Source organism: Pseudoalteromonas arctica, from assembly GCF_012927645.1.
Classification (GTDB): domain Bacteria; phylum Pseudomonadota; class Gammaproteobacteria; order Enterobacterales; family Alteromonadaceae; genus Pseudoalteromonas; species Pseudoalteromonas arctica_A.
This window is the reverse complement of record NZ_JABBMT010000001.1, coordinates 153,453-180,035: the sequence shown is the minus strand read 5'-3', so window position 1 is coordinate 180,035 and position 26,583 is coordinate 153,453. Positions and strand designations below refer to the sequence as shown.

The window sequence follows — 26,583 nt, the reverse complement described above, 5'->3', positions numbered from 1 at the left end:
CTCACTGCCAACCATGGTTTAATGTTTATATGAATATTTTATAATAAAAATATGGCAGGTTATGAGTTATCAACACATTGAAATTCCACCAAATGGTGAACAAATTAGCATTGATAATAAAGGCGTGTGGCGTATTCCGGCGCAGCCGATCATTGCTTACATTGATGGTGATGGAGTAGGCCAAGATATTTCCCCATGTATGCGTGACGTTGTGAATCATGCTGTGCAATTATGTTATCAAGGAGTTCGACAAATTCATTGGATGGAAGTCTTTAACGGTGAAAAAGCCGCTCAACTGTATGATGGTGATTGGTTCCCACAAGAGACTATTCATGCCGTTCGGCAGTTTAAAATAGCGATTAAAGGCCCTTTAACCACGCCGATTGGCGGAGGTTTTCGTTCCCTCAATGTGGCGCTTCGTCATGAAATGGATTTATTTGTAAATATGCGGCCAATCAAAGGCTATTGCGCATTACCGTCACCGCTAAAAAAACCTGAAAATACCAATATTGTGGTGATCCGCGATAGCTCTGAAGATGTCTACTCGGGCATTGAATGGCAAGCGGGCAGTGTTGAAGCGGAAAAAATGCTGGACTTTTTATGTCAAGAAATGGGCGTCACTCGACTACGCTTTGACCAACAATGTGGTATTGGTATTAAAAATATTTCTAAAGAAGGGTCAGAGCGACTAGTGCGCTATGCAATAGCGTATGCGCTTGAACAAAATAGTGACTCGGTAACGGTAGTGCATAAAGGCAACGTACTTAAATTTACCGATGGGGCATTCAAACGCTGGGGTTTTGCAGTGGCACAAACTGAGTTTTCAGCAATACCACACAGTAATGGTCGTTGGCTGGAAATTCCACGCACAGATCGTCCGCCGCTGATCATTAAAGAAGTCATTGCAGATAATATGCTGCAACAAGCACTAATGGATCCTGAACAATTTGATGTGGTAGTGACAACCAACCAAAACGGTGATTATTTAGCTGATATGTTAACGGCACAAGTGGGTGGCATTGGTATTATGCCAGCGGCTAATTTAAATAATGAAGTGGCATTTTTTGAACCGACTCACGGCACATTTGCACGTATTGCTGGCCAAAATAGTGCAAATCCTACCAGTAGTATTTTAAGTGCGGTGATGATGCTACGGTTTATGAACTGGCACGAAGCGGCCAACAGTATAGAGCAGGCTTTACAGCACACATTTAGCGCTGGTGAAGTGACCTTTGATCTACAGGCAGAGCAGCAAAACTCGACTATCCTCAGTTGCAGTGATTTTACACAAAAGATAATCGAGCGTTTAAAAGTTTCATGAGTTACGCTGCATTAGCGTTGTAGGGCGTTGCGCGATTTTACACAAAAGATAATCGAGCGTTTAAAAGTTTCATGAGTTACGCTGCATTAGCGTTGTAGGGCGTTGCGCGATACATGCAAGGGCGATTAGTCAGTGTTGCAGCACGTTGATAAATTGCTTTTGCATCATGCTCATCGCTTGGTGTTCCGCTTAATGTATCCATTAAAGCAACTACAATAATAGCAGGCACCTGACAGCAATATTCATCTAATACCGCAGTTGTTGTTTGTGCATCAACATGACAATGTGGGTGATTATGCTCAACTTGATACGCATGCAATAACGTTTGTACATCTAAACTATCATCGTCAAGATGTTTGTTTTTACGGCATTGACAGCCAAATTCATCAACCAGAGTCGCCAATGCTTGGTAAGCATCATTACACTCAAGGGTATTTTGCTTGCAAAGTTGTTGCTCGATGAACGCATGTAAATGGCCGTCGATATATAATCCGTCTTGTTGGGTAAAGCTTGCTGTAGTTTGCATCATAATGTTGTCTCTTAGTGTTAGTGGTTAACTTATTTGGTATGACTTCACTCTAGCCCTAAGAACACTATTTATGAAATTGTTGTTTTCAATAACTGATATTGATTTAATCAATAACAACTAGAAAGCTCCATTTAAATTAAGGCTTTATCGATCTGCAATGGTATTTGCAAACGCTAGCAGTTCGCGGCGTAACCATTGATGTGGGCTGGCATGGTGCAATAATGGGCTCCAAAGCATTTTTACTTCAATGGGCACAACTTGAAAAGGCACAGGGCTTATCACTAAATCAGTGTGCTTGGTTAATAACATAGCTTGTCGTCGCGGTAATGTGGCGATAAGTCGCGGTGATTGGCATAATAAACTCGCCACCATATAGTGGCGGGTAAACACCCTAATATGGCGGGTTTGTTCTAATTGCCACAATGCTTCATCAACCCAACCGAGTTTTTGACTTCCTGATTTATTGGTGACCGCAGCTTCTGCTCCCCAACCAGCTCTATTAACCCATATATGCTCAGACGCTAAATACTGGTCTAAATCTGGCTGTTTTAAATAAGGGTTTGCGGGGTGCATTAAACAACAATAATTATCTCGCCATACACTGGCTTGATGGAATGAACGTGGCAGGCCGTTAAAACGATTAATGGCTAAATCTATGCTGCCTTTTTCCATATCTTGTAAGCTGACATCACTTGGGCTGAGTACATCAAAGTTTAGGCTCGGATGTTTATTGAGTTGCTCGGTAATAAACGGTGCGACGAGAGTCGATTCTAAATAATCATTCGCCATAATTCTAAAGGTAAGCTCGGCAGTGGTTGGGTCAAATACATCACTTGGCTGAGTGATCGCTTCTGCCATTTTTAACAGAGCTTCTATTTCAGGCTTTAAACTCAGTGCTTTAGCTGTGGGTGTCATTGAGCCTGCAGCACGGACCAGCAGGGGATCATCAAATAAATCACGTAAACGCTTCAGTGCATTACTCATTGCAGGTTGTGTTAACGCTAATTTATTTGCCGCTTTAGAGACATTTTGCTCATCTATCAGTACATTTAAGTACACGAGCAAGTTGAGATCGACATTTCTGATATTCATTTGATCAATCTTATTCATTCGTTTTATTAATTATCTAAATTAAAGCGTGCTTGCTAAGGTGTGTAAACCACTAAATATAAATAGTCGTCATAAGTGATAAGAATATGCCTAAAGAAGCGTTGCAAAATAGTGTTGCAAGCCATAAAAATAACGCGATAGAGCAGGTGGTCGCTACAAAGCTAGCGCGTGCAGTATTTGCAGGCTTTAAAGCAATGTTCGCCGAGTTTTTAAATATTACTCTGAGTGCGCAAAGTCGATTTGAACAACGCCAATGGCTTGATGTGCAATCAGCAATGCGTGAACGCTTAAAGGTGTATGAAAGGCAAGTTAAAAACGTCAGTGATGCGGTGCGTATAATTGCTTACCAAGAACTTAATGATCCGCGATTGTGGCAACAGGCAAAGCATATTTATGGCCAAATGGTGCAAAATCACGAAAACCAACCCATCGCGCATACATTTTTTAATTCAACTTTTGGCTCGATTTGGGATGATAAAAAAATTCGCACCGTGCATCTCTTCGTTTTAAAAGCCAAGTACCGTGCTCAACCGCGGCCATTTGATAATTTAGTGAGCCGTATTTCATTGCAAAACGGGTTTGCAAGTGCAGTGTCTGAGCTTATTCATCGACAAGCATTTCGTGTTAAGTTTACTGATCTGACTAGCGATATTAATACTTTACAAGCGACTTTAACGCTAGGCGCTAAGCAGCAATGTAGCCAAGTGTATGAGTTAATGAATTTAAATGATGGCTATATTGAATATGCCAATTCTTTGTTTTTCAGAAATAAAGCCTGCTATTTAATTGGCCGCTGTATTGCAAAAAATGGCGATAATATGCCATTTGCTATCGCCATTTTACATACGCAAAGTGGTTTAAAGTTAGATGCGGTAATGATGGGGGCTGATCAACTTAGTTTACTATTTGGCTTTGCCCGTACCTATTTTATGGTGGATACTGACCAACCTGCACGTTATGTAGACTATTTATCGGTGTTAATGCCGCATAAGCAACGGTTTGAATTATTTAATGCCATTGGTTTTATTAAGCACGCTAAAACCGAATTTTACCGTTATAAAGTAGACACCACCAACAATAGTCCCATAGATGATAAGTACATTATTGCCCCCGGCACGCCAGGCATGGTGATGCTAGTATTTACCACTGCTGGCTCAGATTATGTTTATAAGGTAATAAAAGATAAATTTAGCGCACCTAAAACATCAACCAAAGCGCAGGTGATGGCGAAATACGATTTTGTAAAACAAGCAGATAGAGTAGGGCGTTTGGTCGACACTCATGAGTTTCGCTATTTAGCATTTGATTTAAATCGTTTTAGTGATGAACTGCTTAAGCAAATGCGCGCGAGTATTGGCAACAGTATGGCAATTTCAAATAAAGCGCTCGTGCTAAAACATGTATACGTTGAGCGCAAAATGACCCCACTTAACTTATATATTAATCAGTGTGACAATAAACAGCTTAGTAACGTGATGCACGATTACGGCAAGGCGATTAAAGAGTTAGCTGGGGCTAATATTTTCCCCGGTGATATGTTGATGAAAAACTTTGGTGTGACCCGCTGGAGCCGTGTGGTATTTTATGATTATGATGAAATTTGCCCATTAACGGATTGCAACTTTAGAGACTTACCTAGCAGTGAAAATAGTTTTGATGAACTAAGCAGCGAAAGCTATTTTGATGTTGCCGAAAACGACGTATTCCCGAGTCAGTTTAAAGTGTTTTTTAGTGCTGATCAGCAAGCATTTAGTCATTTTTGTAAGCTGCATCAAGATTTATTTAGTCCTGATTTTTGGCTGCAATGCCAAGCAGATATTAATGCCGGGCAATTGGCTGATGTGTATCCATACAAACAAAGTTGGCGGTTTCAGGCGAGGGTTATTACTCATAATTCAGGTTAATTTTGGGCATCATTCTTTGACAGGAAATGCTAAGTTAGTCGAAGCCGAAGTATGGCGCAAAATCGATTAACTCATCAATTCAGGAGTTGCAATGCAATTTATTTCTCATCAAGATCAGCATTTAACATTAAGCGACACCGCTAAACCGCAATTAAAAACTAATGAAGTGTTAATTAAAGTAGCTGCTATCGGCGTGAACCGCGCTGATTGTATGCAACGTCAAGGTAAGTATCCAGCGCCACAGGGCGATAGCCCCATTCTAGGGCTTGAATGCGCAGGCACTGTGATTGAGCTTGGCACCGAGGTTGATCAAAGTTGGCTTAATAGAGCGGTATTTACTTTGTGTGCAGACGGTGCATATAGCGAATATGTGGCGGTCGATGCAGCACAATTAATGGCTTTACCACGTGATTTAACTATGGCGCAAGGTGCAGCGATCAGCGAAGTATACTTAACCGCGTTTGGTGCGTTATTTCAACTTGGTAAGTTACAAGCAGGCCAAACAGCACTGATCCATGCCGGTGCCAGCGGTGTAGGTGGGGCAGCTATTCAAATGGCTAAACGTATTGGGGCAACGGTTGTTATTACCGCAGGTAGCGATGAAAAGTGCGAACACGCCAGAGCGCTTGGTGCTGATCACGTGATTAACTATAAAACCACCGATTTTGTTGAATACATGCAACACCATCAGTTAACGGCTAACGTTATTGTTGATCCTGTCTCTGGGCGCTATTTAAATAAAAATGCTGAGATTGCCGCAATGGATTGCCAAATCATTATGTTAGCGTTTTTAGATGGCCGCTTTGCAGAAGTAGACTTTGCTCGTTTATTGCAAAAACGTATTTCGTTTCATGCATCAACACTGCGCAATCGCAGCCAAGCATTTAAACGTCAACTTCGCGATGAATTTGTTGCAATGTTTTATGATGATATTGCTAATCAACGCTTTGATTTTAATATATATGAAACGCTGCCGTGGCAACAGGCTATGCAGGCGCATGAAATATTAGAGCGCAATGAAAATGCTGGAAAGGTAATATTAACAGTTCAGTAATTTAATTATGCAGGTTTAAAATTGATTTATATGCCCATATAACTGAAGTAACTAAAAAGCGATGCAAGGCAAGAATATGAATCCAATTATAGCAACATTGAAAGAACATAACGTAAGCGACGAAAAAGTGCATGAGCTTTTTCAAGCCTTTACTCAAAACCCAATGATGGCAATGGCCCTAGTACAGCAGCTTGGTATTCCACCAGAGAAACTCCAAGCGTTAATGGCTTTGGTAATGACTCAGCCACAGTTAATTAAAGAAGCAGCAGCCTCTTTAGGTATAACCGATGGCGAGCTTGAAAAAGCCAAAGATCAGTATAAAAATCAATAAGTGTTGATTTGTAAGCTGTCAGCTCTGGTTTGTTAATTAGAGCTGACAGCTGAACCGTGTCATTTAAAGCGTTGATAAAACTGCCCAAACGCTAAAAACTCTGACTTATTTGATATAAGTACAAATGAATTCAGTGAACTCATGTTGAGATCTTCAGTAAACGAATATAAATTAAGGGGAAACCTGAAATTTGGACCTGACCAATTGGTTAGTTCTTGTTCATTAGAAAACCAACCTTTCATTGTTATTAGATGATTCACTGTAGGTTTAATTAACTTCATATTGAAAGGGTACTCATTGGCCAATATCAATTGCGTATGCGGCTAGTAAATTATGCATTTTTTGCTGCTCTGATCCTGCAAATTCAATCCCAACATTTAAGCGGTTGCCTTGCATTTGGTTATTTCGTACATGAGCGCTTATCACTACAGCTTCATTGTCTATGGGGGATAGTAAGTGCACGAAGACTTGGCGTTTTTTAAGAGCCAAGAACCCAGAGTTAACATGTACGGTAAAGCGACAACCGGTGGTGGAAATATCAATGATGATCCCTTGCAGTAGATTTTCGCTGTCAAAGCTTTGATCTTTGTTGATACTAATTTTGGCTGGAATATGGGTTTGTAATCGGTTGACTTCACGTAGTTGTCGGCTTTCAATTTGTTTAGGGTAACTAAGATAGATTAATTTTTCTGGTCGAACGGCAATGGCTAAAATTGTCGTTGAAAATGCTACACACTCACCTCGTTCACCTTCAACAATGTAACGTACTATTGCGCCATTACCTTCTTTTAACACATCGCTATACTGACTGTTTTTTGCTTGGGGAGGGTACTTTAAAATTAAGTACTTACCTGCCTCATAGCCAATTAAGGTCAATTTAAATCTGACAGTTAATGGGTTAGTAAATTGAATATCAATTATTTTGCCAGGTAAGAGGTCTAAACAAAATTTGGCTTTGCTATCGAGAGTTGCTTTGGCTTGAGTAATTTCCATATATTTTGTAGTAATTATTATTTGTTTCCAAATAGTATCCTTTAAATGAGCTAAAAAATCACTACGACAAACGAGTGGTATTAAAAGCTTATTTTAAGTAGCACAAAGACATACTTTGTTACAAAGTTAACTGAACGGATAAGTACAGAATGTGTCTATCTAAGACCAGTAAATTGAATGGATCAATATAATGAAATACCTTCATAAAATATGGAAGAATAACCGCTCTCTAATCGTATTTATTTCGCTTATGTGTGTGTTTAGAAGTGCAGTGGCTGACTGGTACGAAGTACCCACAGGCTCAATGAAGCCAACCATTGTTGAGGGCGACCGTATATTGACAGATAAAATGGCCTATGATTTACGAGTGCCATTTTCGAAAATTTCATTGTTGAAACTAGCAGAGCCACAGGCCGGAGATATTATTGTATTTGATTCTGTTGCAGCGCAAAATCGGTTGATAAAACGGGTTATAGGTGTACCCGGTGACAGGGTAGCTTTGGTCGATAATCAGTTAGTGATAAATGGTAAACATTTAAATTACGACCCTGTGAGTGAAACCGCAATAAATCGCGTAGCAATAGAGAACCTAAATGGTATAAAGCATGCAGTTAAATTGTCTAAACAGCGCTCTGCAATACAAAATTTTGCACCCGTTATCATCCCTCAAGATATGTACTTAGCAATGGGTGATAACCGTGATAATAGTGCTGACTCCAGAGTGATAGGTTTAGTTCCCAGAGCCGAATTGCTTGGTAGAGCTAAGCGAGTGATCGTATCTCTTGATTACGATTACTATTATTTACCACGTAAAAATAGGCTTCTAAAAGAATTACAGTAATAGCGTACCTATATATTTTACGTGAAATCGAAGTAACCGATTGAATCAAAATAGGAACTCGGCTATGGTTCATACATATATTAAAAACGTGTTGCTCTACAGGTTTGTTATAATTCAAGGAGGAAATATGCGATTTAGTGAAATAATCAAATGGCAATGGGAAGGATATTCTAAGTTCCATCAATCACGAAAAAATCTGCTAATTCATATCGTATTTGTACCATTATTTGTTATAGGCTTTGCGTCTTTTTTGCTATCCTTACTTTGGTGCGATTTGAGCTCTGCACTTAGCTCTTTGTTTATCATGGCCTTGTCATTTGGTCTACAAGGTATGGGACACAGCAAGGAAATACATCCGGCGGAACCGTTTACAAGTTTCAAAAATGCGGTCATACGTATTGTGCTCGAGCAGTTTTACACGTTTCCAAAATTTGTGTTTACGGGGAGATGGTACAGAGCATTTCAGGATCCAGAACTCTAACCGGTAATTGGAGATCTCCAACCTTCACACTATCAAAGAGCTATGCGCTTTCATTTATTTGTGATAGTGCTTCATTGTCATACGTAAGGTATGAGCAAGTGCAGAGTAACAATTAACCGGTTTCCACTTCTCACATTTTATTGTCTCTAGATTGGAAGGTTATTGGTTGTGGTAATTAAAAAAGCCGTTGTTTTAAAGCAACGGCTGTATTATTCGTATGTGTAAGCTAATTACATTACACGCATACCAGGCTCTGAACCATCATCTGGGTTGAGAATGTAAATTTCTTTACCGCCAGGGCCTGCTGCTAGTACCATACCTTCTGACATGCCAAAGCGCATTTTACGTGGCTTTAAGTTGGCAACCATCACCGTTAGTTTGCCTTCAATATCTTCTGGCGCGTAAGCTGATTTAATACCAGCAAACACTTGGCGTGTTTCGCCGCCTAAGTCGAGGGTTAGTTTAAGTAGCTTGTCAGCACCTTCAACGTGCTCTGCTTTGGCTATTTTCGCTACACGTAAATCGACTTTTGCAAAATCGTCAAATTCGATTTCATCAGCAATTGGCTCTTTTGCCAGTGGGCTGTTTGGATCGATTTTGTCTTTTGCTGCTAATAAGCTTTCTTTTGATTCTTCGACCATTTTGTTCACTTTATCCATTTCGACGCGTTGCATTAACGGCTTAAATTTATTGATAGGGTGGCTAACAAGCGCAGTTTGCGCGCCTTGCCAAGATAAATCATCATTTAAGAAATCTTCTACATTGGCTGCCATACCCGGTAGGACTGGCTTTAAATAAGTCATTAATACGCGGAATAAGTTAAGTCCAAGCGAACACACTTGATGCGCTTGTTCTTGTTTTGTCTCGTCCTTAATTAATACCCATGGTGCGGCGGTATCAATGAATTGGTTTGCTTTATCAGCAAGCACCATTATTTCACGAATTGCACGGCTATAATCACGGTTTTCATAGTGTTGCGCTACGGTATCGGTAGCTGCTTGGAATTCAGCTAATAATTTAGGGTCCATTACCGTGTCGCTTAACTTGCCGTCAAACTTTTTAGTAATAAAACCAGCGCAACGGCTAGCAATATTAACTACTTTACCAACTAAGTCTGAATTAACGCGCAGTGCAAAGTCTTCAAGGTTTAAATCAAGATCGGTAATACCACTGTTAAGTTTTGCTGCGTAGTAATAACGTAAAAACTCAGGGTCGAGGTTGTCTAAATAAGTACGCGCTTTAATAAACGTGCCTTTTGATTTAGACATCTTCGCGCCATTAACCGTTACAAAACCATGCGCGAATACATTGGTTGGTTTTCTGAATTTTGCGCCTTCAAGCATTGCTGGCCAAAATAAGCTGTGGAAATAGATGATATCTTTACCGATAAAGTGATAAAGCTCAGCGTCAGAACCTTCTTGCCAAAATGCATCAAAGTCGATGCCTTGTTTGTCGCATAAGTTTTTAAAGCTGGCCATGTAACCAATTGGCGCATCAAGCCATACATAAAAGTATTTACCTGGTGCATCTGGGATTTCAAAGCCAAAGTAGGGCGCATCGCGGCTGATATCCCACTGCTGGAGGCCATCGGCAAACCATTCGTCTAACTTGTTGGCCATTTCTTGCTGAATAGTGCCTGAGTGAAGCCATTCTTTTAACATGCCTTCAAATGCTGGCAGGTCAAAAAAGTAATGCTCAGAGTCTTTAAGTACTGGCTCAGCACCTGACATCACAGAGCGCGGGTTGATAAGCTCTGTTGGGCTATATGTTGCACCACATGCGTCGCAGCTGTCGCCATTTTGGTCTTCAGACTTACAGGTTGGGCAAGTGCCTGTTACAAAACGATCGGGTAAGAAAATGCCTTTTTCAGGGTCGAACAACTGTGAAATAGTATGCTTTTTAATATGACCGGCATCGTTTAAGCGATTATAAATCAGTTCGCTTAATTCTTTATTTTCTTGGCTGTGGGTGCTGTGGTAGTTATCAAATTTGATATTAAAATCAGCAAAGTCGCGTTGACGTTCAATGCTGACATTTTTTACCATTTCTTCCGGCGTGATCCCTTGCTTCTGCGCATTTAGCATTATTGGTGTGCCATGGGCATCGTCGGCGCAAACATAATAAGCTTCGTGGCCTTGTAGTTTTTGAAAACGTGACCAGATATCTGTTTGAATATATTCCAATAAATGGCCTAAATGGGTTGGGCCGTTGGCATAAGGTAATGCACTGGTAATGAGGATCTTTCGCTGTGCCATAATCATTCCGAATTGACGGTTCCTGTTAAGGAACGGATGAAAATCATAATATTATCAGCAAACCTAAAGGAAACACCTTGGTGGTTGGCCGATTTTCATTAATTGACTGGTGTTAATGCCCTGAATGTTACATAATTCCGAGGCAATTTTCATCAAAGAAACACTATTTTATTGTTATGTTTGGATTGTCGAAACTATTCTCCTCTAAATCGGTGCAAAAACAACCGATTATTACTGCCTTAGCAGGGTATCGCAGTGCCGCTTTTGCTGTCGGCATTGATGAAAAATTCATTAAAAGCATTGAATCAAAAAGTGATAAATCAATATTGCTTTATTTAACACTGCCATTTGCTGCGTTATCTGAAATGCCAAAGGTAGCAGCGTTTGTAAGCCAACAACTTAATCAAGCAGTGACAATTACCGCAAGCATTGAGCTGACTGAAGTATGTAAGTTCAAAGCAATAAAACATATTGTGTTGATTGCATCAGGTAAAGGTGGTGTGGGTAAATCAACCACCGCGGTAAATTTAGCAGGCGCACTCCAAGCTGAAGGCGCGAAAGTGGGGATTTTAGATGCGGATATTTATGGCCCATCTATTCCAATGTTGTTAGGCCTTGAAGGAGTAACGCCCACAGCTAAAAATGATAAACAACTGCTACCATTTGACGCCAATGGCATCAAAGCACAATCCATTGGCTTTTTAGTGCCTAGTGGTGATGCCACAGTTTGGCGCGGACCGATGGCGTCGGGCGCATTAACGCAACTGTTAAATGAAACTGCGTGGGGTGAGCTTGATTACCTGATTGTAGATATGCCACCAGGAACTGGGGATATCCAACTTACTATGAGTCAGAAAGTGCCTGCCAGTGGCACGGTAATTGTGACGACTCCGCAAGATTTAGCACTTGCTGATGCGCAAAAAGGTATTGCCATGTTTAATAAAGTGAATGTGCCAGTATTGGGCTTGATTGAAAATATGAGTCATTTTTTATGCTCACACTGCGGCGAACCAAACCATGTATTTGGCAAGGATGGCGCAATAAAATTAGCTCAACGTCATGGCGTGCCGGTGTTGTCGCAAATTCCTTTGGCGATTGATATTCGCGAATACTCAGAGCAAGGCAAATTAATTGCCATGGATAACCAAGCTGCGGTGAGTAAAACTTATGCGGATACTGCGCGTTTAATTGCCAGTACGCTTTACTATCAACAACCCCATCATAATTCAGTCGAAATTGTGATTACGGATGATTAACTAATGAGATTATCAGATACCCATATTAAAGAGTATATTGCCCAACAGCGTATTATTATTGAGCCAAGTCCGGCCGATGAAATGATTTCTGGGGTAACGGCAGATTTACGTTTAGGTAATAAGTTTCGTGTATTTCAAGATCATACTGCAGCGTATGTTGATTTAAGTGGTCCAAAAGATCAGCTAAATAAAGCCATGGAATCAATAATGAGCGATGAAATTGTGCTAAAAGAGGGCGATGCATTCTTTTTACACCCCGGTGAATTAGCCCTGGCGATGACTTATGAAAAAGTTACGTTACCGGCAGATATTGTCGGCTGGCTTGACGGCCGTTCATCTTTGGCACGTCTTGGCTTAATGGTGCATGTGACGGCTCATCGGATTGATCCCGGTTGGTCTGGTAATATCGTGTTAGAGTTTTATAACTCCGGTAAATTGCCGTTGGCATTGCGACCAATGATGAAAATCGGTGCTATGAGCTTTGAGACTATGTCTGGTCCTGCTGAAAATCCGTACAATACGCGTAAAGATGCCAAATATAAAGATCAAACCAGCGCAGTCGCAAGTCGTATTAGTGATGATAGTAACTAATTAAAATATATTTTTAAAATAAAGGCTTATCACTTGATAGGCCTTTTTTATTACTTGGAAATACAATCATTAGATTTTATTACCACAAAAACTGATTAAGCATTTTATTGATATATTATCCACAGTTCAGGTTATTTACTGGCTATTTCATTTAATACCTCCATACTTTAATTATCTTTTTATAATTTACTATTTGTTCAATGCACACGGAGTGATAGTGGAACAGGCAAGCATATTTGCGCGAGCATATTGTATAAAGATTTTTTTAATACTGTTTAGCATTATTGCTACAGCGTCTGTGATGGCTGATGAAGTGTCTGCCAGCGGTTGGTTAGTGCCAGCAAATACGCCTTTTCAAACTACTAAACCCCTACTAGAGCAAGTTGTAACTACAGATTCAAAAACAGATTTATCACATGTTCGTATCAAGGCAGAGCAAGGCTATTGGTTTATTGTTGATTTAAATAAATGGTCACAATCAAAGGTTGAAGTGATTTATGCAGACAATTCCCATTTAGCACAGCTTAATTTTTATATTCTTGATGAGAGTTTCAACCCGTTAGTTGAAGTAAAAAATGATGCATATCGTTATGTTGATAAAGTACTGCCTCACGCACTGTTAGTTAAAGGCGAGGCTCGTTGGGCTGTAATTTACACTCGCCATAGTGAAGATGACAGGGTGGGCATTGGCCTTGCAACGGGTGATGAATTTGCCAATTTGATAAACACGAAGCTGCGAAATTTCTTTTTAATTACGGGGCTATTACTGCTGTGTCTTGCCGTGGTTGGCACTGTATATGGTTTATCTCATCAAGCAAAATCGCTTTATTTACTTGCTTACCTGGTGTGTGTGTTAAGCGAGTTTTTAATAGCAAAAGGGGTGTTGAATTACTTTAATATTGAATTTGCATCTTTATGGTATACAAAGTTACAGTTTGCATTTCAAGTTATAGCCTTAGGGGTGGTGAACTTTTACTTTATTTATTATTTACAATCGCAAAATCTTTTAAATACGCGACAAGGTAAATTAACAGTTTATCTAAGTTTATTTTGTGTTGCAGCACTCTTTAGCTGTTTTATGAAGCAATCAGTGCAGTTTGCTGTAGTAACTGTGTGTTTGGGTTCTATGTTAGTGGTGCTGAGTTATTTATTCTTTTATTGGCTTAGTAATACTAAAAAGGTGATGCAATTTAAGTTTGTACTGATCTGGTTTGCAGTGACTTTGCAAACTTTATGCTGGCAAGCAACGCTGGTGGCAGGTGCACAGATACAGCAACTTAATGATATGTTACTGGTGCTAAATGTAATTACTTTTGTGATGCTGTTATTAAACCATGAGCGTAAACGTGTTAAGCAATATAGTTATAGTCTCACTCATGATGAAGACACCAAACTACCTAATAAACAGTTATTAATAAAGTGTCTTGGTAGTCAGGTGAAAGTAGCAACAGATCATTCTTTACTGTTATTTAGGCCTGCGGTATTGATTAATGCTCGGGCAAATTTTGGCTATGAGCATGTAAATGAGCAGATACAAGTGACCATGGGCAAATTAGCTCAGCAATTAGCATCAATGAATGTGTTGTGTATTGAAGCTAATCTTCAACGTAGTCGTTGTATTGCTAGGTTAGATGACAGCACCTATGGGGTCGTGATAGTTGGCAAGTTAGAATTAAGCCAAGTAGAGCAGTTTGTATGTGTGATCAATAGCGTCTTTGCTGAGGGACTCACTCATAAACGCATTCACTTAATTGATAAAGTGGAAATTGGTGTGGCGAATTACCCACTACATGCAAGTACCTCATTACAACTAGTTCAACGAGGTCTGCAGGCACTGGCGGTTAAACCACTCTATGGTGAACGCTGGCATATGTTCGATATAGAGAATGTGGCGTTATCGCAACGGCGTATTGCAATTGCATCTGCTCTAAAAAAAGCCATTGAATTCGACCAGCTTAGTTTGTTTTTTCAACCGCAGATATATCTAAATACCGGTAAAGTACACGGTGCGGAAGCTTTATTACGTTGGGAGCATCCACAGTTGGGTAATGTTCCCCCTGATTTATTTATCCCAATTGCTGAATCATCAGGAATAATTTCAGATTTAACTGAATGGGTTATTACACAAGCACTGCAATATCAAAAGAAAATGACGGTATTATTACCTCAGCATATAGTATCAATTAATATTTCGGCTAAAGATTTGCTGCGCAAAGATTTACCGGTGTTATTTATAACTTTGTTGAATGAGTATGAGCTCAATCCGGCTAATATAATGTTAGAACTAACGGAGTCGGCAACCCTCTTTGAGGGTGTTGATATAAAAAATGCGCTGAATGATTACCGTTTAATTGGCGTTAAAATAGCAATTGATGACTTTGGCACAGGGTATTCGTCACTCGCCTATTTGAGCAAAATGGGTTTTGATGAGATAAAAATAGATAAGCAATTTGTAATGAATATTGAATACTCTAAAAATGACCAAACAATTTGTCGTGCCACCTGTGATATTGCTAAATCACTGGGTTCATACGTAGTTGCCGAAGGAGTTGAAGATAGCCAAAGTATGGCTAAATTACAAAGCTATGGCTGTGAAGTTGGCCAGGGATATTTCTTTTCACGACCATTACCGTTTGAAAATTACATGCAGTGGCTTGGAGCAAATCTTGAAAATACCACCGTATTTGTTAATGATCTTGGAAAAGTAGTTGACCTAATTGGGAAAAATAATTATTGAGCGCGTTATTACAAATTTTAAGCTATTCGATAGTCCGGCCCTTGGCGGTAAAACCCGCGCTTTAAGCGATTGCTGGCATTCATTTGGCTTGATAACGTGCTCTAACATGCTCAGGCATAAACTGGGTTTGTTTGCTGTTGAGCGCTTCCAGTGCGTGATACAGAGGTTCCGGATTTATATGTTCAATCAAGGCTAAACTATGTGCGACTGCTTCTAATGTAGAGAGACTATCTGCTCGAGGAGCTTTGCGAATGCGATAGCGATTTTGTGGGATCGTCGTAAAGCTGACCTTTTTAAAAGTTGTAAGGGTAGGGGTAAGTTGCATGATTTTAAATGCTTTTTTCCAGGTGCCATCGAGTACAATTAGATGACTTAACTGGCTTTTAAATTGCTGTGTTGCGGTACTTTCATTATCCAGCCTGAGGGCATTATCATCAGGGTAGAGTAAAGCGGTTGTGGCAACGGGTAGTGCGTTTAATTGTGTAAAATCAGCCTGCGTTTCTCCTATCATGATATCGTATTGCGCCAAACATAGAGTGAGTAAACGGGCGGTGTTTTTAGTGATTTTTACTTCACTAGGATGCTGCAAAATTATAACTTTGAGCTTATTGTCCAGTATCGACAAATCTTCACAAAGACACGTTTGTAGACTAAATTTACAATTAACACATAAAGAACGGGACATAAAAGAATCTTTATTAATAGCAATTAGTTGAAAAACTAGCTTATTATACGCTTAATGAGACTATTAGTTGGTTTTTTTTCTATAGGGGGATAAAGTATATAAATAAGTATAAGTTACTGGTTTAGTGTTGCTAAACACCAAAAGGATAAATAATGAACACGATAGTCATTGATGAAAGCGCATTGGAAAGTATGGAATCATTATTAGGTGAGCAATTTAGTGATACACTGACTTTTTGTTGTACTGAGTTTGAACGATTAGGCTCTGAAGTATTAACGACAATTCATAGTGATATCCAAGTCGCAAGCCGCCATGCTCATAGTTTAAAATCAAATGCCGCGCAGTTTGGTGCTAGTAGTCTATCTCAGGTGGCCAGAGAAATTGAACAAAGTTTAAATAATAATGATGTTTCCCAGGCACTTGAGGCAGCACAACAACTTGACAGCCAAGTTGCTGGCTCAAAAGCCAAGTTAACCGATTGGTTAAAAAAGCGTTAGTTATATACCTAAACGACCAACTGAAACTCACCTCTTGAGGTGGTTTGGGTATATTGCTCAGACGTGAATTTATTTCAGTTTTATGGTATTAAATCCACTGGTATTTAGCCCCTTTACTAGGTTAATCTAGTTGTTCCACTAGTAGAGGTAAAAATGTCAGAAATTAAAAAGAGTCATAAATTACAAGGCGTTTGTTATGACATTCGTGGGCCGGTGTTAATTCAGGCTCGCAAAATGGAAGATGAAGGCCAAAAAGTTTTAAAATTGAATATTGGTAATCCTGCGGCATTTGGCTTTGATATGCCAGAAGATATGCACCGCGATATTATTCGTAACTTGTATTCAGCCCAAGGCTACTGTGACTCGAAAGGCCTCTATTCAGCCCGGGTGGCTATTTACCAGCACTACCAACAGCGCGGTTTATATAACCTTGACGTCGATAATATTTATATAGGTAATGGGGTCAGTGAATTAATTCAAATGACGACCCAAGCTTTGCTTAATAATGATGATGAGGTGTTGATCCCTGCACCTGATTATCCATTGTGGACCGCTTCAGTCAAACTCGCGGGTGGCAATCCAGTCCATTATTTATGTGATGAAGAGCAAGATTGGTTCCCTGATATTGCAGATATTCGTAGTAAAATCACCTCAAAAACAAAAGCATTAGTGTTGATCAACCCTAATAATCCGACTGGTGCAGTATATGATGACGCACTTTTACAGCAGTTAATAGATATAGCACGTGAACATAAATTACTGCTGTTGAGTGATGAAATCTATGAGAAGATTTTATACGATGGGATCACGCACAGCTCCATTGGTGCGCTGTGTGATGATGTGCCGATCATTACTTTTAATGGCCTAGCCAAAACCTATCGCGCAGCAGGTTTACGCATGGGGTGGATGGTGTTAAGTGGCCGTACTGCATTGATGGATGATTTACGTAAAGGACTAGATATTTTAGCCTCTATGCGTTTATGTGCCAATGTACCGGCACAATATGCGATTCAGCAAGCATTAGGTGGCGTACAGTCTATTGATGATTTAATAAATCCCGGTGGACGTTTATATGAACAACGTGATATTGCATGGCGTGGTTTAAATGCGATAGAGGGGATTTCGTGTGCCAAACCAAAAGGGGCGTTATACGCATTTGCCAAAGTAGATACTGAGCGTTTTAATATCAAAAATGATGAGAAAATGATTTTAGATTTACTTAAAGCAGAAAAGATCTTACTGGTTCACGGAAGAGCATTTAACTGGCCAGATCCAGATCATTTCAGATTGGTGTTTTTACCTAACAAAGATGATTTAACGACCGCGATGAGTAAGATGCAACGCTTTTTCAGCGATTACAGACAAACTTAACGCATCACAATCCAGTTATAAATACTAAAAAGCGAGCATCAAGACGGCTCGCTTTTTAGCTTAATTGAATGGCTTAATAGGCTTTATCAACGCGGACGGTATTATCTGATAAATACACTAAGCGGACGCTGTCGCCAGTTCTAAATATCATTTGATTGTCTTTGTCTTGTACCACCATAAATTGCTCACCGTTTTCAACTTTGATCATTAACTCGACTAAGTGGTATTGATTATAATGGCTGCTTTGTTGCCTGTTATGCACCACGCTGCCACCAATGACTGAGCCTAAAATAGTTGCTGCAGTGCGGCCACTGCCGCCGCCAAATTGGTTACCAATCACGCCACCAAGTAATGCACCGCCAAAGGTTTTCCAGCCACTATTTTTGTCTTGAACAAGTTCTTGCTCAGTAATATTACGTACAGATTGAACATTGCCAAACAGCACTTGCTGTACAGGCACGGCTTTATTGCGTTCGTATGCAGCAAAGCTTGGGTTACTGATGATCAGGGCTGTACACAGCCCAAGTATAAGTTTATTCATCATTTACCTCCTCAGCTGAATTACCAGCCAAAGGTTGATTTTTCACGGGTTTTACGAATTTCTGTTTCATCAGCCCATTCGACTAAGCCACTTTTTAAATCCATTAAGCGCATAGTGAATTTATAGTATACATCGGCTTTATCGGCATTCGATTTGACGATGCTCGACAGGTTGCCATAAAGCATATACTGCGCGCCAACTTGTTGGCCAAATGCAATTGCTTTAGTTGGGTCTACTAGGGCATCATTATTTTGAAAGTTCAGCTGTTTTCGAGCAGCTTCTACACGACCCATATCAACAAAACGAAACTTACCACTGCGTAATAGTTGTGTTGAAATTGAATCGGTAATGGATTCAGTATCAATGTGCTCACTGGTTTTGTTTTTTATACGTTCAACAAATACGATTGGTCGGGTATTTGCTGTTAATGTGCCGACCACGGGTGATGCCAGTAGTGAGTCCGTCATTTGGCTGGCGACTTTTTGTAAGTCGGTTGAACCAAAGTTAATATCGGTTGTTTCTACGGCTTGTGCGTCACCGTAGCTAACCACTGCTTTATTGGCACAGCCACTGAGAGCAAGCGCACTCAAACCTAGCAGCGCAAAACCCGAGAGTGTTTTAAGCGTTGACTTTTTAGTTGTGTTTACTGTATTCATTTTAGTGTCCTTTAATCTTTAAATTCTTGTGCTTGCGTCGATACTTCACGTACCGCTAATGAAAATGTGACCGCATCAGATGTAGGTGCAAGGCCAGATAGTTGTACATTTGCAAAGCCAAATAAAGTCAATGATTGCCAAGGGGAATGATTGCCTTTGATCACAAAGCCATCGCCGTCATACCAGGTAAATTGATATTGTAAATATTGTGATTTTTTATATTGACTCGAAAGTGTGACAACGACATCAGATAATTGATTCGTTTGCCGTGTCTTTACATCACTAATGGCCAGTTTTTTACCTAGCGCAGGGTTATCGACTTTTAACTGTTGTTGGTATTGCGCTGAAGCTTGTTCAACACTTATACCCGATGTGGTCGGTCTATTGGTACAGGCAGCAAGTAGACAGACAGTTAATAATACCACTAAATATTTCATGATAGCTCCTAAAGTTGCACTACATGGGAATTAAAATAGTTGTTAATAGAGGTTAGATAAATCAAGGTTAACCCTTGCTTACTAACTGTAAATTTTATGTCGTTGTGATTGGCAAGTGTTAAAACATGATCTCCTGCTGTTAACTGTGCGCGCGCAACACTTATCTGATTCGGTAAGGTTAACCAACTGCGAGTATCGGCTTGTTCAGAGGCTAGATTGTAAAGATTCGCAAGTATATTACCGACATCTCCACCACTTCGAGCCAGCTCTGCCCGTACTTTTTCTTTTGCGACTAGCCGCAGTATCTGCCTAGATACTCTTGCAGGCGTTTGCTCTTCAAGTGTCTTAGCTGCTAACGCTTCTATTCTTACCAATGGGCTCAAAGGTAAAATCTGTGATCCTATACTAATTTTATTAACTGTTGGCATATAGGCTCTATCTTTATAAACGGGCATTGCTAAGCTATAAAAACGGGCATCACCACCGGATGTATAAATAGGCAGACGCAACACAAATTCATCTTTTTCAGGCACTAAACCTTGTTCAATCAAGACCACAACATCACCGCTGTTGGCGATTTTTTTTGGTGGTTCAGCAAAGCGTTTTTTATACTCGGCAAAATCTTGATCAAATCCTTGCTGTTTTGCTAATTGCAGTACAATCTGCTGCAAATAGGTATTTTCAGGGTTGATCTCTAATGCTTTTGTATAATCTATATATGCATCATCGTATTGCTTATTACTTTGATAGAGCAAACCTGATAGATAAAATGTAAACGCATTTTGATAGCCATTTTTTACGTTGTTGATCACCTCATTCATACTTGGGTAATGTTTTTGTGCTGCTTTTACGCTGGCATCTATGTTGTCTTGATTAGCCGTTAACGCATCTGTTTGTACTTTATTTGCACGGCGAACTTCGACTAATGCGCCTTCGAGATTATGCTGATATATATAATTAAGTGCTTGGTAACTGTGCAGCATACTCATTTCATAAGCCGCTGGCGTATAACCAATGACAGAATCATTGGTTAAAAGGGCGTTACTTTGTTCAAGTCCTGCGCTTACTTGTATTTTTGCAGCTTGGCGTTTTATTTCCATTTGCTGATATACCACTTCGTACTGTGGTTTTGCAGCCTCATTTTGGTTATTTAAATTGCTTAAACGGGCCTGCTCTAATTGATTTAGCAAGTAGTTACTATGTGACGGCCCATTAGTTGGTAATAGCTGTTGGGCTTGGTCAATATTGTTGGTCTTAATAGCTTGGCGTACAGGCATCATTTGAGTAGCGTAATCCGAAAATAGATCACTAAACCCAATAGTGCTGCATCCACTTAGCATGACACAAAAGCCAAAAATAACACTGCGTTGCACATGGCACTCCTTTTATAAGTGTTAATATAGGTTAGCATAATCTAATCCATAGGAGATGTTAAACAATGTAAAAAATCGTAGTGATCACGGTATTTACACCCAACAATGATGAGAGGAAGTTCTTGTGAAACTCCCAGAGGGTTGGTTTATACGCTATGTTTTTCAACTGCCTAAACAGCCGCAGGGCTGACATTCAGCACGTAACGCTGATATAGTTGCGGCAAATTCGCCAAAATAGCAGCTTTGCCGGCAAGCTGACTGTTATTAATAGTATTAGCTAATACCGTTAAACTCATATGTTGCAGTAAAATGGCAGATTGCGCTATGTGGCTAATATGCCAAGGTTCAGGTGCAACGCCGCCTAAATCATGTTGATAAGGGCGATAAAAGCCATATTTTTCTAAATGACTATCAAGCCACTTTGTCAGCGCTGAAAAAGGGCCATTGTCTTGGTATTCGTGTGGCTCTAACTGCAACTGGTAGTTATCAGCGACACAGGCTTGGTCAAAAATATCCAGATCAGTACCAAAGTGATGGCGACTGGTTCCCGGTAGGGCTGAATAAAGCATAATGGCATGGCATTTTTCAATGTCTGTCATGGAGGCTAAATCAACGGGCTGTTGCTGCTTATTGAGCACAGGTCGATGACCATTAAATTTAGCATTCCAAATCAATGCTTGACGTTCAAAGTTACGAAAGCTTGATGCAATCGTCAGTGTAAAGCCTGCATCGCGAGCTGCATTTTGCAACTGCATAAAGTCATCAATAATGTCTTTATGCAGTTTATGAGCTTGATAATCAACCAGCAGCAGCTCGTCTTTACCACAGGCACACTCTGCCAACTGCTGCGATGTGAGCTTGGTAGGGATCATGTTAAAAGTTGCTCTAAAATTTGCTCGTAAATAGCAGCAAGTGCAATGAGATCATTACTACTTACGCACTCATTGACTTTATGAATGGTGTCGTTACGTGGGCCTAGTTCAATAACCTTAGCGCCGGTTTGTGCTATAAAACGTCCATCTGACGTACCGCCAGTGGTTTCAAGTGCGGTGTCTAAGCCGGTTACTGCTTTTATCGCAGCAACCGTGGCATCAATAAGCGGACCGCCTTCGGTGATAAATGGCTGACCGTTTACAATCCAATGAAGCTCGTATGCAAAATCGTATTCAGCCAAAATGTCGTTAACGCGTTGCTGGAGTTGCTGATGAGTTACTTCGGTACTAAAGCGAAAATTAAATTGCACTTCAAGCTCGCCTGGGATCACATTACCAGCTCCCGTGCCGCCATTAATATTTGAGATCTGAAAACTAGTCGCAGGGAAAAACTGATTGCCATTATCCCATACTGTTTGACTCAACTGGGTAAGCATTGGCGCTGCACTATGGATCGGGTTTAGGGCAAGTTGCGGATAAGCTACATGACCTTGTATGCCTTTAACAGTTAACAAGCCAGTCAGTGAGCCTCGGCGGCCATTTTTAACGACATCACCCAGTACATCTCGTGATGAAGGTTCACCGACCAAACACATATCTATTTTTTCACCTCGAGCCTCTAATGTATCGATTACTCGCGTGGTGCCGTTGATAAACGGGCCTTCTTCATCAGAGGTAATTAAAAAAGAAATTGAGCCTTTATGATCGGGGTGTTTAGTTACAAATCGCTCGGTTGCTACCACCATGGCCGCTAAAGAGCCTTTCATATCAGCGGCACCACGGCCATGCAACATGCCACCGGCTAGTAAGCCAGAGAAAGGCGGGTGCTGCCAGTTTTTTTCTGGTCCTGTTGGTACTACATCCGTGTGACCTGCAAAGCAAAAGTGTGGAGAGCTATCGCCTTTACGTGCCCATGTATTTTGGGTGTCGGTAAAAAACAGTGATTCAATATTAAAACCAAGCTGTGCCAATCGCTCATTCATTATAGTTTGGCACCCTGCATCTTCAGGGGTGACTGAGCGACGCTGTATCAAGGCTTGGGCAAGTTCAATGACGGGATGATTCATGATGCAAAAATCTCATCGTATTGCGCTGGTTTAAAACCTAAATGATAGCTGTTGTTGTAAATAAGTACTGGGCGCTTGATCATTGCCGGTTGTGCTACCAAAATTGCCAAGGCAGTGTCTTTATCAAGATGCTGTTTTTGCTCAGCTGATAATTGACGATAGGTTGTGCCACGTTTATTGAGCAGATCTTGCCAGTCGAGGTGCGCTGCAAACTCAGTGAGCATATCAAGGCTTATGCCGTCTTTACGGTAATCATGAAAATTAAAGTCAATGTTGTTATTGGTTAAATATTTTTTGGCTTTTTTTATAGTGTCGCAGTTACTAATGCCGTAAAGAGTCGTCATATTAATTACTTCTTAGTTAGTGTTAAAAGAGTATCTACCCCAGCTGTAACCTGAGATAAAGAATAATGCATTGGTTTAAGTTGATGCCCGTTGAGTAAAATAAGGCTAGCAAGTAAGGGGCTAGTGAGATCTCTAAGATCAAAATAAGCGAGCCGTTGCCCTTTGGTTATTTTACTGCCGTTGAGTTGGGCTATATGAGTGTGTTTAATGTGTTGCTGTTGGTCTAAATATAAATTTAGAAGCACTTTCAAGCCATTGTCGGCTTGTAAAATAAATTCAGTACCGGCATTTTTTACTTGCATTAATATACCATCAAAGGGCGCTAATATTTTATGATTGCTCAGGGCAACTATAATCCCTGGGCCAAGTGTGCCGTAGCTAAAGAAGGGCTCTGGGTGCTCGCTTAATGGGGCAACTTTACCACTAAAAGGGCTACAAATTGCAATGCTGTTAGCCGCTAACTGACGTTGTGGTAAATAACTAATATCCGTGTATTTCATTATGTTAATTTGGGCTCATTGAGAAACTGATAGCCATCTTTTTTTAACGCGCTGATGGCATCTTTAATACGCTGTTGTTTTACTAAAACATAATCGGTGTCGTAGGTTGAAATAGCAAAAATAGAGATATTTGCTCTGGCTAAAACCCCAGAAATATTTGCCATTATTCCGGTTAATGAAAAACCAAGTGGGCCGAGTACTTCCAACGCGCGCCAATCGTGCTCAGCATCGAGGCTGTCAATAGCGAGCTGGCTAGGACAAACAATAGATAACTCATCGTTGGTTTTGGCGATAATAAACATTGATTGTTTGAATAAAGTTGCGGGGATCTCGCTATCAACATCAAGGCTATGAATGGTCAAGGTCGTACTATGCAGCTGTAACGTTTGCTTAGACATTGCTACCCCCTTTTATAATTGTGAAACTTCCGATCTGTGTAGACTGATCAATAGTATAGATTATCTTGCTTAAATAAAAGAGCAATGTTGTCCACAATTTCTGTGGATAAAGTTGGGAATAGGGAGGTATAACAACGCTAAGTTATTTATTTTTATTTATAATTTTTATTAGCTAAAAAAATGCTCAGGGTAAAGTGATCATAATGCAATCACTTTACCCATGGTGTTAAATATTTTCGGCTTGTGCCGCCTGAATAGCAGTAAGCGCAATGGTATAGACAATATCATCAACCAAAGCACCGCGACTTAAATCATTGACGGGTTTGCGCATACCTTGCAACATTGGGCCGATACTGATCAAATCAGCACTTCGTTGTACCGCTTTATAAGTGGTATTACCGGTATTTAAGTCTGGAAATATAAACACCGTCGCTTTACCAGCCACTGGGCTATTTGGTGCTTTTTTAAGTGCGACATTTTCCATAATCGCGGCATCATATTGCAGGGGACCATCGATGTTCAGATCAGGACGCTTTTGTTGCGCTAACTTTGTTGCCAGACGGACTTTTTCTACATCAGCCCCAGTGCCTGATGTGCCGGTGCTGTAGCTTATCATCGCTACCCGTGGCTCAATACCAAATGCGGCGGCTGAGTCTGCAGATTGAATGGCAATATCGGCTAATTGCTCAGCGGTTGGATCCGGGTTAATGGCACAATCACCGTATACCAGTACTTGATCAGGTAGCAACATAAAAAACACCGATGAGACTAATGATGACCCTGGTGCTGTTTTTATTAATTGCAGCGGCGGACGAATGGTGTTGGCGGTTGTATTTACTGCACCCGACACCAGACCATCGACTTGACCACACTCTAACATCATAGTGCCAAGCACAACGTTGTCTTGGAGCTGTTCAAGGGCAACCACTTCAGTCAGGCCTTTGCTTTTACGAATTTCAACCATAGGCGCCACATAGTCGTTGATCACATCATGAGGTTCAATAATGGTTACATTTTCGTTTAGCTCAACACCTTGTTGTATAGCGATACGTTCAATTTCTCCTCGATCGCCCAATAGAATGGTCTTTGCAATACCACGTTGACCACAAATAGCGGCGGCTTTTATTGTGCGAGGTTCATTCCCTTCAGGTAGCACCACCGTTTTTGCCGCTTGGCGGGCTTTATCCGTGAGTAAATAACGAAATGCTGGAGGCGACATTTTACGGGTTTTGCCGACACTTTTAGCGAGCGTATCCAACCAGTCAGAATCAATATAGCTGGCATTATGATGCTTTACTTTATCAATTCGTTGTACGTCATCGCACGGTACTTCCATATTAAAGTTATGCAGTAACAATGAAGTACGCCAGGTATCTGCATCTGTACTGAGGATTGGCAGGCCGGTGGCCATCGCTTGTTCGCATAAGGTCATGATCCTCGGCTCAGGTTTAAAACCACCCGTTAATAAAATAGCCCCTAATTTAGTGCCATTCATGGCTGATAAACAGGCTGCAACTAACACATCTGAACGATCGCCTGGGGTTACCAGCAGTGCGCCGGGGGTAAAATGATTTAAGATATTTGACACGGTTCTGGCGCAAAATGTTACGCGGCGTAGCCGACGGTGAGCCATATCACCTTCGTTGATCACGTCAGCTTTTAAGTAGGCGCATAAGTCTTTAACGCGCGGCGCAACCAGCTCAAAATCCCATGGGATCGAGCCAAGTAACATAAACGGGTGTTTTCTAAATATAGGTAAAGATGCTAAGCGATTGAGCTCATTGTCAAGTTCGTCAGGTTTATGTGCTTCCACGAGATCGGCGCGTGCTCTGCCTTCATCATCCAGTGGTGCATTCACTTTATTAAAAATGCAGCCTAATACGCGGGCATGGTCAACACTACCATAGTACCCAGCTGCAATTTCTAAGCGGTCTTCTATTTGCTCATTACTGTCATTACCAGCAGTGAGCACAAACACAATGTCTGCGCCAAGAGTTTGTGCTATTTCACGGTTTACTCTACCTGCGTAAGGCTGGCGGCGAGTGGGGACCATACCTTCGATAATTGCGACCACATCGTTGCCGATGGCATTTTCAACGCGCTCAACAATTTCTTCGAGTAAATCATCACCTTTACCATCCCCGATCATTTGCTCTGCATAGTCTAGTGCAAATGGCGTTGGTGGTGTGATAGAAGAGCCTTGGATGACAATTTGAGTTGATTTTTCAGGCCCAGTTTCACCTGAACGAGGCTGGGCTATGGGCTTGAAAAAATTAACTTTGACCGCTTTTTGTTCTAACGCACGAACTAAACCGACCGAGACCGATGTTAAACCAACCCCAGTAGAGATAGGTACTAGCATAATTCGACGTGCCATAA

The 26,583-nt window shown here is 40.7% G+C and carries 26 protein-coding genes; 11 read left to right on the top strand and 15 right to left on the bottom strand.

Going from position 1 to position 26,583, the window contains the following annotated elements:
* Positions 1–61: 61 nt before the first annotated feature.
* The gene (icd, locus tag HHO47_RS00850; RefSeq protein WP_169017977.1) at positions 62–1,321 is read left to right on the top strand and encodes an NADP-dependent isocitrate dehydrogenase; all 1,260 of its coding nucleotides are present in this window, start codon (positions 62–64) and stop codon (positions 1,319–1,321) included.
* Between the two features lie 76 nt (positions 1,322–1,397).
* On the opposite strand, the gene HHO47_RS00845 is transcribed toward icd, so the two are convergent.
* Both HHO47_RS00845 and HHO47_RS00840 read right to left on the bottom strand, forming a co-directional pair.
* Entirely contained in the window at positions 1,398–1,847 is a 450-nt protein-coding gene (locus HHO47_RS00845) for a hypothetical protein (RefSeq protein WP_169018242.1), read from the bottom strand.
* 147 nt (positions 1,848–1,994) lie between these two features.
* Positions 1,995–2,942 carry a LysR family transcriptional regulator gene (locus tag HHO47_RS00840; protein WP_169017975.1) on the bottom strand — a complete coding sequence of 316 codons (948 nt, stop codon included), beginning with the start codon at positions 2,940–2,942 and terminating at the stop codon, positions 1,995–1,997.
* Positions 2,943–3,046: 104 nt separating this feature from the next.
* Here HHO47_RS00840 and aceK point away from each other — a divergent pair, with 104 nt between their 5' ends.
* The 3 genes from aceK (at position 3,047) to HHO47_RS00825 (ending at position 6,249) form a co-directional block, all read left to right on the top strand.
* Positions 3,047–4,864 carry a bifunctional isocitrate dehydrogenase kinase/phosphatase gene (aceK, locus tag HHO47_RS00835; protein WP_169017973.1) on the top strand — a complete coding sequence of 606 codons (1,818 nt, stop codon included), beginning with the start codon at positions 3,047–3,049 and terminating at the stop codon, positions 4,862–4,864.
* 91 nt (positions 4,865–4,955) lie between these two features.
* Complete coding sequence (locus HHO47_RS00830) at positions 4,956–5,918, top strand: zinc-binding dehydrogenase (RefSeq protein ID WP_169017971.1); 963 nt, start codon at positions 4,956–4,958, stop codon at positions 5,916–5,918.
* A 76-nt stretch (positions 5,919–5,994) separates the two neighbouring features.
* Positions 5,995–6,249 (top strand): DUF2999 family protein, encoded by a 255-nt coding sequence (locus tag HHO47_RS00825; RefSeq protein WP_169017969.1) that lies wholly within the window; start codon positions 5,995–5,997, stop codon positions 6,247–6,249.
* 294 nt (positions 6,250–6,543) lie between these two features.
* On the opposite strand, the gene HHO47_RS00820 is transcribed toward HHO47_RS00825, so the two are convergent.
* The gene (locus HHO47_RS00820; protein ID WP_169017967.1) at positions 6,544–7,242 is read right to left on the bottom strand and encodes a flagellar brake domain-containing protein; all 699 of its coding nucleotides are present in this window, start codon (positions 7,240–7,242) and stop codon (positions 6,544–6,546) included.
* Between the two features lie 190 nt (positions 7,243–7,432).
* Between HHO47_RS00820 and lepB the strand changes: the two genes are divergently transcribed.
* Together lepB and HHO47_RS00810 are read left to right on the top strand one after the other, a co-directional pair.
* Positions 7,433–8,083: a signal peptidase I gene (gene lepB / locus HHO47_RS00815; RefSeq protein ID WP_169017964.1), complete on the top strand. Its 651-nt coding sequence runs from the start codon at positions 7,433–7,435 to the stop codon at positions 8,081–8,083.
* A gap of 127 nt (positions 8,084–8,210) precedes the next feature.
* Positions 8,211–8,564: a terminase gene (locus HHO47_RS00810; protein ID WP_169017962.1), complete on the top strand. Its 354-nt coding sequence runs from the start codon at positions 8,211–8,213 to the stop codon at positions 8,562–8,564.
* A 230-nt stretch (positions 8,565–8,794) separates the two neighbouring features.
* Here the strand turns inward: HHO47_RS00810 and metG are convergent, their stop codons facing one another.
* A complete protein-coding gene (metG, locus tag HHO47_RS00805; protein WP_169017960.1) occupies positions 8,795–10,819 on the bottom strand; it encodes a methionine--tRNA ligase in 2,025 nt (674 codons plus the stop codon).
* A gap of 176 nt (positions 10,820–10,995) precedes the next feature.
* On the opposite strand from metG, the gene apbC reads away from it, so the two are divergent.
* The 3 genes from apbC (at position 10,996) to HHO47_RS00790 (ending at position 15,403) form a co-directional block, all read left to right on the top strand.
* Positions 10,996–12,075: an iron-sulfur cluster carrier protein ApbC gene (apbC, locus tag HHO47_RS00800; RefSeq protein ID WP_169017958.1), complete on the top strand. Its 1,080-nt coding sequence runs from the start codon at positions 10,996–10,998 to the stop codon at positions 12,073–12,075.
* A gap of 3 nt (positions 12,076–12,078) precedes the next feature.
* Complete coding sequence (gene dcd / locus HHO47_RS00795; RefSeq protein ID WP_169017956.1) at positions 12,079–12,666, top strand: dCTP deaminase; 588 nt, start codon at positions 12,079–12,081, stop codon at positions 12,664–12,666.
* 301 nt (positions 12,667–12,967) lie between these two features.
* On the top strand, positions 12,968–15,403 hold the full coding sequence (locus HHO47_RS00790; protein WP_169017954.1) for a putative bifunctional diguanylate cyclase/phosphodiesterase: 2,436 nt from the start codon (positions 12,968–12,970) through the stop codon (positions 15,401–15,403).
* Between the two features lie 79 nt (positions 15,404–15,482).
* Here HHO47_RS00790 and HHO47_RS00785 read toward each other — a convergent pair whose 3' ends face one another.
* Complete coding sequence (locus HHO47_RS00785; RefSeq protein WP_169017952.1) at positions 15,483–16,088, bottom strand: tRNA-uridine aminocarboxypropyltransferase; 606 nt, start codon at positions 16,086–16,088, stop codon at positions 15,483–15,485.
* Between the two features lie 152 nt (positions 16,089–16,240).
* Here HHO47_RS00785 and HHO47_RS00780 point away from each other — a divergent pair, with 152 nt between their 5' ends.
* Positions 16,241–16,585 (top strand): Hpt domain-containing protein, encoded by a 345-nt coding sequence (locus HHO47_RS00780; protein ID WP_169017950.1) that lies wholly within the window; start codon positions 16,241–16,243, stop codon positions 16,583–16,585.
* 153 nt (positions 16,586–16,738) lie between these two features.
* On the top strand, positions 16,739–17,956 hold the full coding sequence (locus HHO47_RS00775; RefSeq protein ID WP_169017948.1) for a pyridoxal phosphate-dependent aminotransferase: 1,218 nt from the start codon (positions 16,739–16,741) through the stop codon (positions 17,954–17,956).
* Positions 17,957–18,029: 73 nt separating this feature from the next.
* Here the strand turns inward: HHO47_RS00775 and HHO47_RS00770 are convergent, their stop codons facing one another.
* The 10 genes from HHO47_RS00770 to pta form a co-directional block, all read right to left on the bottom strand.
* Positions 18,030–18,497 (bottom strand): glycine zipper 2TM domain-containing protein, encoded by a 468-nt coding sequence (locus HHO47_RS00770; RefSeq protein ID WP_169018240.1) that lies wholly within the window; start codon positions 18,495–18,497, stop codon positions 18,030–18,032.
* Positions 18,498–18,517: 20 nt separating this feature from the next.
* Positions 18,518–19,153, bottom strand: a complete 636-nt coding sequence (lpoB, locus tag HHO47_RS00765; RefSeq protein WP_169017946.1) for a penicillin-binding protein activator LpoB — start codon at positions 19,151–19,153, stop codon at positions 18,518–18,520.
* An 11-nt stretch (positions 19,154–19,164) separates the two neighbouring features.
* Positions 19,165–19,590, bottom strand: a complete 426-nt coding sequence (locus HHO47_RS00760) for a YcfL family protein (RefSeq protein ID WP_169017944.1) — start codon at positions 19,588–19,590, stop codon at positions 19,165–19,167.
* An 8-nt stretch (positions 19,591–19,598) separates the two neighbouring features.
* Positions 19,599–20,963, bottom strand: coding sequence for an adenine DNA methylase (locus HHO47_RS00755; RefSeq protein ID WP_169017942.1), 1,365 nt, complete (start codon positions 20,961–20,963; stop codon positions 19,599–19,601).
* 170 nt (positions 20,964–21,133) lie between these two features.
* The gene (locus HHO47_RS00750) at positions 21,134–21,835 is read right to left on the bottom strand and encodes a M15 family metallopeptidase (protein WP_169017940.1); all 702 of its coding nucleotides are present in this window, start codon (positions 21,833–21,835) and stop codon (positions 21,134–21,136) included.
* Positions 21,832–22,962 carry a succinyl-diaminopimelate desuccinylase gene (gene dapE, locus HHO47_RS00745; protein WP_169017938.1) on the bottom strand — a complete coding sequence of 377 codons (1,131 nt, stop codon included), beginning with the start codon at positions 22,960–22,962 and terminating at the stop codon, positions 21,832–21,834. Before dapE ends, HHO47_RS00750 begins: the two co-directional genes overlap by 4 nt.
* Positions 22,959–23,306 (bottom strand): ArsC family reductase, encoded by a 348-nt coding sequence (locus HHO47_RS00740; RefSeq protein ID WP_169017936.1) that lies wholly within the window; start codon positions 23,304–23,306, stop codon positions 22,959–22,961. The genes dapE and HHO47_RS00740 overlap by 4 nt, the downstream gene beginning before the upstream one ends.
* A 5-nt stretch (positions 23,307–23,311) precedes the next feature.
* Positions 23,312–23,806, bottom strand: a complete 495-nt coding sequence (locus HHO47_RS00735) for a PTS glucose transporter subunit IIA (protein WP_169017934.1) — start codon at positions 23,804–23,806, stop codon at positions 23,312–23,314.
* Entirely contained in the window at positions 23,806–24,204 is a 399-nt protein-coding gene (locus tag HHO47_RS00730) for an ACT domain-containing protein (RefSeq protein ID WP_169017932.1), read from the bottom strand. Before HHO47_RS00730 ends, HHO47_RS00735 begins: the two co-directional genes overlap by 1 nt.
* Before the next feature lie 226 nt (positions 24,205–24,430).
* On the bottom strand, positions 24,431–26,581 hold the full coding sequence (gene pta, locus HHO47_RS00725; protein WP_169017930.1) for a phosphate acetyltransferase: 2,151 nt from the start codon (positions 26,579–26,581) through the stop codon (positions 24,431–24,433).
* Positions 26,582–26,583 lie beyond the last annotated feature (2 nt).